15 protein-coding genes and 1 pseudogene are annotated in these 11871 nt (G+C 64.1%); 11 read left to right on the top strand and 5 right to left on the bottom strand.

The window, feature by feature from the left end:
- A pseudogene (locus A7A77_RS16085) lies at window positions 1-228 on the bottom strand (acyl-CoA dehydrogenase family protein); the annotation flags it as partial.
- A 4-nt stretch (window positions 229-232) separates the two neighbouring features.
- Window positions 233-634 (bottom strand): nuclear transport factor 2 family protein, encoded by a 402-nt coding sequence (locus tag A7A77_RS16080; protein ID WP_066560660.1) that lies wholly within the window; start codon window positions 632-634, stop codon window positions 233-235.
- Window positions 635-775: 141 nt separating this feature from the next.
- Between A7A77_RS16080 and A7A77_RS16075 the strand changes: the two genes are divergently transcribed.
- The 5 genes from A7A77_RS16075 to A7A77_RS16055 all read left to right on the top strand — a co-directional run bounded on the left by A7A77_RS16075 (window position 776) and on the right by A7A77_RS16055 (window position 4387).
- Window positions 776-1126 carry a Rieske (2Fe-2S) protein gene (locus A7A77_RS16075; protein ID WP_066560638.1) on the top strand — a complete coding sequence of 117 codons (351 nt, stop codon included), beginning with the start codon at window positions 776-778 and terminating at the stop codon, window positions 1124-1126.
- A gap of 94 nt (window positions 1127-1220) precedes the next feature.
- Window positions 1221-1649 carry a nuclear transport factor 2 family protein gene (locus A7A77_RS16070; protein ID WP_066560635.1) on the top strand — a complete coding sequence of 143 codons (429 nt, stop codon included), beginning with the start codon at window positions 1221-1223 and terminating at the stop codon, window positions 1647-1649.
- 2 nt (window positions 1650-1651) lie between these two features.
- A complete protein-coding gene (locus tag A7A77_RS16065; RefSeq protein ID WP_066560633.1) occupies window positions 1652-2662 on the top strand; it encodes an NADP-dependent oxidoreductase in 1011 nt (336 codons plus the stop codon).
- Window positions 2663-2666: 4 nt separating this feature from the next.
- On the top strand, window positions 2667-3677 hold the full coding sequence (locus tag A7A77_RS16060; RefSeq protein ID WP_066560631.1) for an NADP-dependent oxidoreductase: 1011 nt from the start codon (window positions 2667-2669) through the stop codon (window positions 3675-3677).
- Window positions 3674-4387: an SDR family NAD(P)-dependent oxidoreductase gene (locus A7A77_RS16055; protein ID WP_066560624.1), complete on the top strand. Its 714-nt coding sequence runs from the start codon at window positions 3674-3676 to the stop codon at window positions 4385-4387. Before A7A77_RS16060 ends, A7A77_RS16055 begins: the two co-directional genes overlap by 4 nt.
- 126 nt (window positions 4388-4513) lie before the next feature.
- On the opposite strand, the gene A7A77_RS16050 is transcribed toward A7A77_RS16055, so the two are convergent.
- Window positions 4514-5275 (bottom strand): SDR family NAD(P)-dependent oxidoreductase, encoded by a 762-nt coding sequence (locus tag A7A77_RS16050; protein WP_066560621.1) that lies wholly within the window; start codon window positions 5273-5275, stop codon window positions 4514-4516.
- A 146-nt stretch (window positions 5276-5421) separates the two neighbouring features.
- On the opposite strand from A7A77_RS16050, the gene A7A77_RS16045 reads away from it, so the two are divergent.
- Window positions 5422-6228 carry an SDR family NAD(P)-dependent oxidoreductase gene (locus A7A77_RS16045; protein ID WP_066560619.1) on the top strand — a complete coding sequence of 269 codons (807 nt, stop codon included), beginning with the start codon at window positions 5422-5424 and terminating at the stop codon, window positions 6226-6228.
- A gap of 2 nt (window positions 6229-6230) precedes the next feature.
- Window positions 6231-7709 (top strand): FAD-dependent oxidoreductase, encoded by a 1479-nt coding sequence (locus A7A77_RS16040; RefSeq protein ID WP_066560616.1) that lies wholly within the window; start codon window positions 6231-6233, stop codon window positions 7707-7709.
- A 17-nt stretch (window positions 7710-7726) separates the two neighbouring features.
- Here A7A77_RS16040 and A7A77_RS16035 read toward each other — a convergent pair whose 3' ends face one another.
- The gene (locus A7A77_RS16035) at window positions 7727-8344 is read right to left on the bottom strand and encodes a thermonuclease family protein (RefSeq protein ID WP_245638518.1); all 618 of its coding nucleotides are present in this window, start codon (window positions 8342-8344) and stop codon (window positions 7727-7729) included.
- A 93-nt stretch (window positions 8345-8437) separates the two neighbouring features.
- Window positions 8438-9115, bottom strand: coding sequence for a tetratricopeptide repeat protein (locus A7A77_RS16030; protein WP_156500631.1), 678 nt, complete (start codon window positions 9113-9115; stop codon window positions 8438-8440).
- A gap of 253 nt (window positions 9116-9368) precedes the next feature.
- On the opposite strand from A7A77_RS16030, the gene A7A77_RS16025 reads away from it, so the two are divergent.
- From A7A77_RS16025 to A7A77_RS16010, 4 genes are read left to right on the top strand one after another with little or no spacing between them, the layout of a single operon-like run.
- Window positions 9369-9656, top strand: coding sequence for a hypothetical protein (locus A7A77_RS16025; RefSeq protein ID WP_066560605.1), 288 nt, complete (start codon window positions 9369-9371; stop codon window positions 9654-9656).
- 39 nt (window positions 9657-9695) lie between these two features.
- Window positions 9696-10310, top strand: coding sequence for a DNA repair protein RecO (recO, locus tag A7A77_RS16020; protein WP_066560602.1), 615 nt, complete (start codon window positions 9696-9698; stop codon window positions 10308-10310).
- An 11-nt stretch (window positions 10311-10321) separates the two neighbouring features.
- Window positions 10322-11377, top strand: a complete 1056-nt coding sequence (gene leuB / locus A7A77_RS16015; protein ID WP_066560658.1) for a 3-isopropylmalate dehydrogenase — start codon at window positions 10322-10324, stop codon at window positions 11375-11377.
- Between the two features lie 36 nt (window positions 11378-11413).
- Window positions 11414-11857, top strand: a complete 444-nt coding sequence (locus A7A77_RS16010; protein WP_156500630.1) for a hypothetical protein — start codon at window positions 11414-11416, stop codon at window positions 11855-11857.
- Window positions 11858-11871: the final 14 nt, after the last annotated feature.

Raw genomic sequence — 11871 nt, 5'->3', positions numbered from 1 at the left:
GACATAGGCCGTCTCCACCTGCGTCAGGTGTGAACCGTCGGGCAGGACATGCGGTGTCATCACCCCGGCGGCGCGTGCTTTCCCGCGCATCTCGTCGACAAGTTCGTCCAGCGGCGCGCCGTGATGGTCGCGGCGCGTGTCCTTCTCGTAAGGGATCACGACCTCGCGAACGAATGCCTCTACTTTCGCGCCGATCTCACGCGCGCGCCGGGGAATTGCGAAATCCATCTCGTCAGTTGTCCTGCTTCGCCTCTGCCGCGGCATGGATCGTTGCCGGGTCGAAATAGTAGGGCACGATTTCGCACACCTTCCCGTCGCGGAAGCGGAAGACTTCGGTCAGCTCTGCCGGGGCGAGGCTCTCGTCGGCAAAATGCATCTTCAGGATCGCGACCGCGTAGTCCCCGCCATAGGTACGCGCCACGGTTTCGAGCGACGCGACGTCGAGCATTGCGAAGACCTTCACGAACAGGTCGTTCAGCGCATTGCTGCCGATATAGTTGCCGCCCATGGGCAGGCCGGGTGCTTCGCGGATGATCAGGTCGTCGGTCACCATCGTGGCAACCTTGTCCCAGTCGCCCGTGCCGGTTGCTGCGTACAGCTCGTCGATAAAGCGTTCGGCTTCTTCAGGCGTCATCATCACTCTCCCACGCAGATTTCTTCGCGATGGTTGTCGCCAATCGCGGCCCCGCGCGATAGCTATCGGAATAGTTAGCGTGAAAAATGCCGGTCCACCGGTTAGGGCGGATGCGTAGAGAAACGAGAGGACGGACGTAGCGTGAGCGAGAGCTGGCACCCGCTGATTGCGGAAAGCGAATTTCCCGAGGAAGGCAAGCTGGCCGCGAAGATCGCGGGCTGGTACGTGCTTGCCGCGAAGACGGACGACGGGTTCCACGCAGTCAACGATCGCTGCACGCATCAGGCGGCTCTGCTTTCGGATGGCCGCATTCGCCGCGGCGCGATCATGTGCCCGTTGCACGGCGCGCGGTTCGAACTGGAAACGGGCCGCTGCATCGGCGGTGCGTACAAGGACCTGCGGACATTCCCCATCCGCGTCGAAGGCGGACAGATCGAGGTGAGCATCCCCGACGCCGCCCCGACGATGGAGGAACTGCCGGTCGGTCAGTAGGGGCGATCCGGCGCATACCTGCCGAAACGACTAGCTTTCGATATCGCGCGGCGGCTCTACCTTCGGGGCAACAAAGCTCACTGGGAGAGAACACATGCCCTTCACCGGACCGGACGGCGATCGCCTGGCCATTCGCGACCTGCTCGACACATATGCCGATGCGGTGACGCAGCGCGACGCGGATGCATGGGGCGGCACCTGGGCCGAAGATGCCCGCTGGGAAATGCCCGACTATCCCGAATTCCCGCCACAGGAAGGCCGCGCCAACATCGTGGGCCTGTGGGTGGAGGCGATGAAGCAGTATCCCGGCATCATGTTCCACGCATGGCCGGGTTCGATAGAGGTCGACGGCGACCGTGCCAAAGTGCGCAGCTACACCGCAGAGGTCTATGACCAGAACGGCAAGACGATGCGCGATCGCGGCGTCTATGACGACGAATGCGTGAAGATCGGCGGGCGCTGGTATTTCTCGCGCCGGTCGTTTCGCAATATCCATCGCCAGCACGGCCCGAAGGGAGTCTGAACATGACCACGAACCGATTCTGGCGTCTCGACGACCATCCGAAGGGAGACGATTTCAGCTCCGCGCTCAGCCTGCAGGAAGCCGAATTTGCCCCGCTTCAGGATGGCGAGATCCGGCTGAAGGCCGACTACCTGTCGATGGATGCGGGCACCCGCATGTGGATGGGCCCGCGCGAAGACGGTTATCAGCCGCCGCTGCCGATGGGTGTCCCGATGGCAGGGCAGGCGCTGGGCCGCATCGTGGAAAGCCGTGACGATCGCTTTCCGGCCGGCCGTCTGGTCCGCGTCTTCGGGCAATGGGCAGACTATTCCACCGTGCGCCCCGACGATGCATGGGCAGTGCTGCTCGATGAAGACATCGACGATCCGCGCCAGCACTTCGGCGTCCTCGGCCTCAACGGCTGGACGGCGCTTTACGGCACGAAGGACATTCTCGGCATCAAGGCAGGCGAGAATCTCGTTATCTCCGCCGCTGCAGGTGCGACGGGCAGCCTTGGCTGCCAGATCGGCCGCAACCTCGGCGCCAATGTCATCGGCATTGCGGGCGGGCCGGACAAGTGCCGCTACGTGGTAGAGGAACTGGGGGCGCAGCGCTGCATCGATTACAAGAACCAGAATGTCGCGGCAGAGCTGAAGAAGATCGAGGGCGGCATCAACGCCTATTTCGAGAACGTGGGCGGCCCGATCCTCGATGCGGTGCTGGCCAACATGGCGCTGTTCGGGCGGGTTGCGGTTTGCGGCATGATTGCCAACTACGAAAGCGATGAAAGCGTGCCGGGGCCGAAGAACTATGATCAGGTGCTGATGCGCCGCCTGCGCATCGAAGGGTTCCTGTTGCCCGACGTTCCGGAACGCGGCCCCGAATACCACGCCCTGCTCAAGGACTGGTATCAGACCGGCAGGATCACTGTGCCGTTCGATGTGACCAAGGGGCTGGAGAATACGCTGGTCGCCTATGGCCGGATGATGACCGGCAAGAACACCGGCAAAGTCATCGTCGACCTGACGGAGTAGAACGATGAGCAACCGCCGCTTCCTGCTGCGCCGCCGCCCTGTCGGCGATCCGGTGCCCGAAGATTTCGCGCTTGTCAGCGAACCGGTGCCCGAAGTGCCGTCCGGTGGCTTTGTCGTGCGCAACCATTACTGCTCGCTCGATCCGGCGCAGCGTGGCTGGATGGACGACATGCCCAGCTACATGCCGCCGATCCCGCTTGGCGATCCGGTCCGCGCGACGACTGTGGGCGAGGTTTACGCCAGCGACAACCCGGACTTTCCGGTCGGCAGCTGGGTCATGAACCTCAACGGGATAGAGGAATACAGCGCCGTTGCACCCGGCCATTTCACCGCGCCGATCGATGTGGGCATGGTCGACAGTCCGTCGAAGTTCCTCTCGGCCATGGGCGCGGTCGGCCTTACCGCCTATTTTGGGATGCTGGACGTTGCCAAACCGAAGGCGGGCGAAACGCTTTGCGTCAGCGGCGCGGCAGGGGCTGTCGGTTCGGTCGTCGGGCAGATCGGCAAGATCAACGGCTGCCGCGTGATCGGCATTGCGGGCGGGGCGGAGAAGTGCCGCCGCCTGATAGAGGATTACGGTTTCGACGTGGCCATCGACTACCGCGGGAAAAGCCGGGACGACCTACGCGAGGAAATCGCGCAGGCCGCGCCGAACGGCCTCGACATGGTGTTCGAGAACGTGGGCGGCGACATCCTTGAAGCCGAAGTCCACAACCTCGCCAAGAAGGCGCGCATCGTGTTGTGCGGGCTTATCAGCGAATACAATTCGGTCGAGAAACACGGGCTTCAGAACCTGTGGCAGCTGATCGTGCACCAGGCCTCGATCCACGGTTTCCTCATCATGGATTATGCCGACCGCTTTCCCGAAGGTGGCGCGCAGATCGCGAAGTGGATTGCCGAGGGCAAGGTCCGCATCGACGAAGACGTGCAGGACGGGATCGAGAATGCCTACGATGCCTTCATGCGGCTGTTTTCCGGCAAGAACACCGGCAAGCTGGTCCTGAAAATCGCATGAGCGGGCGGCTGCACGGTCGCCGCGCCATCGTCACCGGCGCAGGGTCGGGGATAGGCGCGGCGGTCGCGAAGCGGTTGGCGGCAGACGGCGCGCGGGTTTTTACCAGCGACCTGCAGGGCGAAGTCGATCAGGTCGCGGACGTCACGGCAGATGGCGCGAGCGAGGCGCTGGTCGGGGCCGCGGTCGATGCGATGGGCGGGCTCGACACGCTGGTCCCTTGCGCGGGGATTTCCGCGTTCGCGCCGCTGGAAGGCCATTCCGACGCCTACTTCCGGCAAGTGCTCGAAGTGAACCTCGTCGCGGTATTCCGGTTGGTGCGCGATGCCGCACCGCTGCTGAAGGCTGCGGGTAATGGCAGGGTCGTCACCATCGGATCGACCACGTCCAGCTTCGGGGACGAGGGGCTTTGCGCCTATTCCGCATCCAAGCATGCCATCTTGGGCTTCACCAAGTCCGCTGCTGCCGAACTCGGCCCGCATGGCGTGACGGTGAACTGCGTTCAGCCCGGCGCGATCGACACGCCGATGACGGCCCCGGCGTTCGAGCAGATGCCCGAATACCGCACGTTCTGGGAAAACAAGGCACCGCTGCGGCGGCTGGGCAGGGCAGGGGACATTGCCGATGTCGTCGCCTTCCTGTGCAGCGACGACGCCCGCTTCATGTCCGGACACGGCCTGTGGGTCGATGGCGGCGCGATGGTCCGCCACTGACGCGCCATCTGCTGCCGGTCAGGTAAAAAATACCCCTCCACCCCTGTGCATTTCGCGAACGGGGATGGAGGGGCAGTGGGGGTAACGGGGAAGGGCGCAACGACACGCCTTCCCCATGAGGAACCGTCAGAACTGGACCCGCTTGGTAATGCCGCTGTCGACGACGATGTTGGCGCCCAGCATGCCGCCTGCTGCGGGTGAGGAAACGAAGACGATCGTGCGGGCCATTTCTTCTCCCGTCGTCATCTTGCCGGTCGGGATCTGGGCCATGATCGAATCGTAGAACTCCGTCATGTTCTCCTTGATGTAGGCCCACGGGCCATCTTCGCAGAACACCGGACCCGGCGTGATACAGTTGACGCGGATGCCCTTGGGGGCAAGCGCCTGCGCCTGTGCCGCGGCATAGTTCATCACCGCCGCCTTCAGCGCGTTGTAGGGCTGCACGCCCATGAATTCTTCCGCCGCGCCGGTGGAGCTTAGGCAGCAGATCGCGCCCGCGTCGGATTTTTCGAGGTAGGGCAGCGCCGCCGAGATCCCGCGCCGCATCGGCAGGATGTCGGTCTTCAGGATCGTTTCCCAGCATTCGTCGCTGTCCTCGCCCGGATTGGCGGAGGTGAAGCTGATGAAGATGTCGCATCCGCCCAGCGCTTCGGCTGCCTTGTCGACGAAAGCGGGAACCGCCGCCGCGTCGGTAACGTCCAGCGCTTCGCCATAGACGTTGACGCCCGTGGGCTTCAGTTCGCCGAGCACCTTATCGACCTTGTCCTGCGAACGGCCGCAGATGGCGACGTCGCAACCTTCCGCTGCGAATGCCTGCGCGACCTTACGGCCGATACCGCCGTTCGCGCCGACGAGAATGGCTTTCCTGCCTTTGAGGCCGAGGTCCATGACAATCCTTTCCCTTGGGGATTCCTGCAATGCTTGAGGATGATACTTAGGAACTGGCGCGGTTCGCTTCGACTGACTTTTTGCGCAGTCCCCTTGCACGGGCACCCGGTGGTAGGCCCGTTGGCGATAGAGTAGGGAGAATTGCGATGGGCAGGCTTGCAGGCAAGCGCGCTCTGATCCTCGGCGCGAGCAGCGCGGGGAACATGGGGCAGGTGATGGCCCGCCGCTTCATGGCCGAAGGCGCGACCGTCATGGTATCGGGCCGTAAGCAGGCGGTGCTGGACAAATTCGCGGGCGAGACGGGATGTCTTGCGCATCCCTGCGACCTGACCGACGAAGCCAGCGTCAACGCCCTGCTCGATGCCGCAGTGGAGCGGATGGGCAGTGTCGACATCGCCGTGAACGCAACAGGCTGGGGACTGCTCACACCCTTCCTCGACAATACGCGGGAACAGCTGGAGCAGATGACTGCATTGCAGTTCATCGGCCCGTTCCAGTTCTATCAGGCCTGCGTGCGCAAGATGGCGAAATCGCGCGGCGGCAGGGGCGGATCGATCATTCAGATCAGTTCGGCGACGGCAAAGATCATGTTGTGGGACCATGCCGCCTACATGGGCACGAAGGCGGGCACCGATCACGTGATCCGCTGTGTCGCGAACGAGTTCGGGTGCGAGGGCATTCGAGCCAACTCGATCTCTCCGGGCTTGACCGAAACGCCGATGACGCAGGAGGCGGGGCAGGTGCCGGGCCTCTTCGAAAGCTTCGTGAAGGGCTATCCGCTGGGCCGTTATGGCACGAGCGACGACATCGCCGCCGCCGCCGTGTTCCTGGCCAGCGACGAGTGTTTCATGAGCGGCGAGAACCTGCAGGTGAACGGCGGGTTGTGCCTTCGCGGCAATCCCTCGCCTGACGAGATGCAGGCCGGCATCGCTGCTGCGGCCGGAGGGAATTGACCATGAAGGAAGTGCCGGAACTCCTCCTGGCAGATGCGATCCCTGCGTGGAACCGCGAATGCGACGTCGTGGTTATCGGACAGGGCGTAGCGGGCACATGCGCCGCGCTGGAGGCTCACCGCGCGGGCGCGGATGTGCTGATTGTGGAGCGCGCGTCCGGCGGCGGCGGAGCCAGTGCGATGTCTTCGGGCATCTACTACCTGGGCGGCGGCACGGCGGTGCAGAAGGCCATGGGGTATGAGGATACGCCCGACGAAATGGCCGCCTATATGATGGCAAGCTGCGATCCGCTGGACCCGGTTGCCGTGCGCAGTTTCTGTGACGACGGTGCGGCGCATTTCGACTGGCTGGAAGAGCAGGGCCTTCCCTTCGAAAGGACCGAGTTCAAGGGCAAGGCGGTGTTCCTTGACGACACGACCTGCCTGATGGGCACAGGGAACGAAAAGCTGTGGCCCTACAACCGAATCGCGAAGCCCGCGCCGCGCGGCCACAAGGTTGCCGGAACCGGCGAGAACGCGGGCCATGTCGGCATGGCACCGCTGCTGCAGAAGTGCGTCGATGAAGGCATTCCGGCGATCTATGACAGCAATGTGACCGCCCTTGTCGCAGACAGCGCGGGCCGGATCGTCGGCGTGCAGGTCAAGCAATCGGGCGGGACGATTTACGCCAAGGCGCGGCGCGGGGTGATCATCGCGGCGGGCAGCTTCAACCTCAATCGCGAGATGATCGCAGAGAACATCCCCCTGCTGGGCGAGACGAGCGAACCGCTCGGCATTCCGAGCAACGATGGCGCGGGGGTCATGCTGGGCCTGTCGGCGGGCGCGGGGACGAGAGCGATGGACGGGGTCATCCCTACCGCGTCTATCTATCCGCCGGGCCAGCTGATCAAGGGTATCGTCATCAACAAGCGCGGCAATCGGTTCGTGGCCGAGGACAGCTATCACGGCCGCACCGCGAACTTCGTGATGGAGCAACCGGACCAGAAGGCATACCTGATCGTCGACAGCGAGATCTTCGCCTATCCCGAAATCCCGACCGCCAACCACACCCTGATCGACGGGTACGAGACGATCGGGGAAATGGAGGCGGGGCTGGACCTGCCTGCAGGGTCGTTGGTGAAGACGATGGCCGATTACAACCGCCACGCAGCCGAAGGGCGCGATCCGCTGTTGCACAAGGATGCATCGTGGCTGAAACCGCTGGACAAGGGGCCGTGGGCGGCGTTCGACATCTCGTTCGACCGCTCGACCTATCTGTTCATCACTCTGGGCGGGTTGAAATCGGGCCCGAATGGCGAATGTCTGAACCTGCGCAGCGAGCCGATCCCCGGCCTTTACGTCGTGGGGGCAAGCGCAGCGCATATTCCCCGTACCGGCAAGGCATATGCCAGCGGCATGAGTCTTGGCCCCGGCAGCTATTTCGGCCGCCGTGCCGGTCGCCATGCCGCTGGCGCGAACTGGGTGGCAGCTGACCCTGCCTGATGCGGGGTGAGGCCGCGTTACCGGCGGCGGCGATACGGTTCGCAGGCGATGCCGTCGTTGTCGCCGTCCATTTCGGGACGATAGCCGGGCTGTCCGTGATAAATCGGTGCCGCCCCTGCCGCCCGGGCCTCGTTGCAATCGCGATAATACGGCGCGTACCTTGCGACGGCGGGTTTCCGACGCGGCGCGGGCCGGGGGGCGGCATCCGGATGCGCGGCGCGCCAGTCGGCGGGCAGGTCGAAGCGCGATGCCCAGATGCCTCTGCTGCCGGCCTTGGCCCGCGCTTCGTCAGCGATATAGGCATCGCTGAAGTGCGGCAGGGCAACCGCATAGCCAGCATCCACCATCGCCTGCGACAGGTCGATCCGGCCCGCGTGGCAAGTCGCCACGATACGGTCGTACTTGTCCCTTTCGACCTGTCGGCACTCCACCGGCCTGCCGTCGACAAGAGCGGCAAGGGTCGCGGTCGCCTCGCTCCCGCAGTTCCACACGCCCGCATCGGTCATGCAGGTCTGGGCCTTTTCGACCGCATCGATGCCGTGAAGGCGAAACCGGTCTCCGCCGATTTCCAGCGTGTCGCCGTCAATTGCGTAAACGCTGCCGGTATAGACTTGCGCCTGGATCATGGCGGGCATGCAAATCAATAAGATGGCAAGGGTAGTTCTCATACCGGCGTAGCTTAACACGCGCCTCCTAACGAACGATTGCGCGTGATTTGCGCGCAAGGTTCAGGTCGCGAAGCGGGTCGGCGGATCGCCCAGCACCTTGCTGTCCCACAGCCCGGCGATCCACACCAGCTGGCGCATCATCTCCTCGCTGGCCCGTGGCGGGATGCCAAGCGCGGGGTGACCTGCAACCGGCCCGCGATCGGACAGTTGCTGTTCCAGAGCTGCGCGGGCGGGAAGCTGGGCCTCATCCACGCGGCCCAGCGCGTGGAGCATCAGCGCTTCGCCGTAGTTGCCGGCAAAGCTGCGGTTAAAGGGCCGCCCGAACTGCCGCGCCGCGCCCTTGTCCCACGGTTCGAACAGGGCAAGTGCACGCTCGTAGCGATCCGTTCGGCCGTAAAAAGCGCAGAGGAAGGCGTTCTCCATCACTCCCGTCGCACCAAGATCCTGCCCGTTTTCGCCCATCGCTTCGTCCAGCGCGGCGAAGGCGGCATCGATCTCGCCGCGCGCCAGTTCGATTGTCGCGATTGCGTAGTGCCCGTCGCTCCAGTGTTCGGGATCGGCGGCGATGTATTGGGCGAAAAGCGTCAGCGCGTCTTCCGGATGCTCCGCCGCGATGGCACGGGCCTTTACGCGCAGGTAAAACCATTTCTGGTCGCGCGCGCGTTTCAGCCGTTCCCGGAACAGGTCTTGCGCGTTTTCGTCCCACGCGCCGGATCGAAACCAGTCGTCTTCCGCCATCGCCATCCCCAATTGCCGATTTCGGTTGGCACCCACAAACCCTTTCGCCCCGCCACTGTCCAGTGACAATTGACCGCCGGCACGATTGCACAGCCGCCAGCACTTTGCCGGCATCGCCGGCGAACCGGTCGAAGCCGCGAGGGGAAGCGTTGCGGAAATGAGACCTTCACACCATCGCTTCACCGCATCCGGGCGGAACTGTCGTAGCGATTGCGGGGTTGCCGATGGAAAGGCAATCGCAGGAAAATATCTCATGTTCACGCAATTGAACCCCACCATCCCCGTCCACGTTCTGGGCAAGGGCGACGGATATGCTTTCGGCATGATCGATTATGGGCAGGAGCATAACCTGATCTGGGTTACTGCCATCGACGACAGCGGCGAAATCTGGTGCGAGCCAAACCCGAAAGTGCGGCTGGGCCGCAACTGGACGATGGGACGCAAGGAAAACCCCGAAATCGCCGCCGACAAGGCCGCAAGCCGGCTGGAGAACGAGATGAGCGACGCGGCTTGCGCCTGTCCGGGGGCGGTGGCCGCCTGAACGCTTGCCAGCGTGATGCGGGCCAGCCAAACCCCGCATATGGAAATTCGGGCTCCCGCCATCGTCTGCGCCACTCGTCCGCATGGGGAGACGGCGGCCATCGTGCGCGTGCTGACGCGGGAATTCGGGATGCTGGCGGGTTATGTCGCGGGCGGGCGGGGGCGGCAGATGCGGCCCGTGCTGATCCCCGGCAACGTGGTGGAGGCGGACCTGCGCGCGCGTTCGGCAAGCCAGTTGCCGTTCCTGAAACTGGAGCTGGTCGCCAGCCGCGGCCCCTGGCTGACCGAACCGCTTCCTGCGGCGGCGATCGGCTGGGCGACGACGCTGGCCGCGACCGTGCTGCCGGAACACAATCCCTATCCCGCGATCCATTCCGCGCTGGAGGCGCTGCTGGATGCGATATGCAACGCGCCATCCGCGCGGGGCTGGGCGCTGGCGATGGCGAAGTACGAAACGCTGGTCCTGCGCGATCTGGGCTTTGGCGGAGAGGCGCTGGCCCCTGCGGACGACTGGCCGGACATCATGGCCGCGCTGGACCGTTCGGGCAGGCAATTATCCCGCAGGCTGCTTGCGGATCGGCGCACGAATGTTATGGGCGGGCGCGAAATGATGATGCAGCGGCTTGCCCGGATCGGCGGAACCGCGTTGGAGTGAGGGAAATGTCGATGAAGATCGCGGTTTTCGCAGGGGACGGGATCGGGCCCGAAGTCGTGGATCAGGCGCTGCGCGTGCTTGATGCGCTGCCGCTCAAGGTTTCGCTGCTTTCCGGTGATGTCGGCGGCGTTGCCTACAAGAACCACGGCCATCCCCTGCCTGAAGAAACGCTGGTAGCCGCGCGCGAAGCCGATGCGATCCTGTTCGGCGCGGTTGGCGACTTCGATTGCGACCACCTTGAACGCCATCTGCGCCCCGAACAGGCAATCCTAGGCCTGCGCAGCGAGCTGGGCCTGTTTGCCAACCTTCGCCCGGCCAAGGTTTTTCCGGGGCTGGAGGATCGCTCTGCCCTGAAGCCGGAGATCGCGGGCGCGATCGACCTGCTGATCGTGCGCGAGCTGAACGGCGACGTCTATTTCGGCGAGAAGGGCATGCGTACCACGACCGAAGGCCTGCGCGAAGGCTACGACATCATGTCCTATGACGAGAGCGAGGTGCGCCGCATCGCGATCGCCGGCTTCGAAGCGGCCCGCAAGCGTCGCGGCAAGCTGTGCAGCGTCGACAAGGCGAACGTGCTGGAAACCAGCCAGCTGTGGCGCGATGTCGTGATCGAGACCCACGCCGACTATGCCGACGTGGAACTGACCCACATGTACGTCGACAACGCCGCGATGCAGCTGGTGAAGTCGCCCGGCCAGTTCGACGTTGTCGTCACCGGCAACCTGTTCGGCGACATCCTGTCGGATCAGGCATCGATGTGCGTCGGCTCCATCGGTCTGCTGGCCAGCGCGTCGCTGGGTGAGCGCAAGACCCAATACGGTACGTTCGGCCTGTACGAACCGATCCACGGCAGTGCGCCCGACATCGCGGGCAAGGGCATCGCCAATCCGATGGCCACGGTCCTCAGCCTTGCCGAACTGCTGCGCCACTCGCTGGGCGAGGAAGAGCAGGCCGCGCGAGTAGAGGCGGCGGTTGCGAAGACGTTGTCTGACGGTATTCTTGGCGGTGATCTTGGCGGTACTGCCGGTTGTTCACAAATTGGTGACGCAATTCTGGCAAGGCTCTAGTCTTACCGAAACCATTTCAAGGCTGGGGGGCCTTTGGTGAAGGACGATTATCTGTTGGGGGAATCCGGCGACGATGCCGGAGGTTCGTTGCGCGATCCTTCCGCGCGTCCATGCAGCGTCAAGGCGCTGGAAGCGCTGCATGTCGCCTCATTCGGCTTCGGGCTATGGGTATCGCCGCCGGGCATGATGCTCGAAGCGCTGCCATGGCTGGCGGGTTTGCTGCTGATGACGCTTGCGGTCAGCCGGTTGCGGCTGGCACTGGTCTGGCTGCTCTATTCGGCCTGCTGCATCGGGTTCCTGATCTTCGTACCGATCAACGCGGCCTTCTACATCTCCCGCTTCGACGGCAATACGTGGGCCGTGGTGCGCCTCGTCTACATGCTGGCGCTGACAGGTGGGACGCTGGCCCTGCTATGGTCTCGCAAGACGACGGACTGGCTGCGGGCGGGCGGCGGCAAGTTGTCGATGCTCGTGATGTAGGGCTGGTCAAGCGG

Origin of the sequence: Croceicoccus bisphenolivorans (assembly GCF_001634625.1) — a bacterium.
In the GTDB taxonomy this organism is placed as follows: Bacteria; Pseudomonadota; Alphaproteobacteria; order Sphingomonadales; family Sphingomonadaceae; genus Croceicoccus; species Croceicoccus bisphenolivorans.
This window is presented reverse-complemented; position numbering and strand designations above follow the sequence as displayed.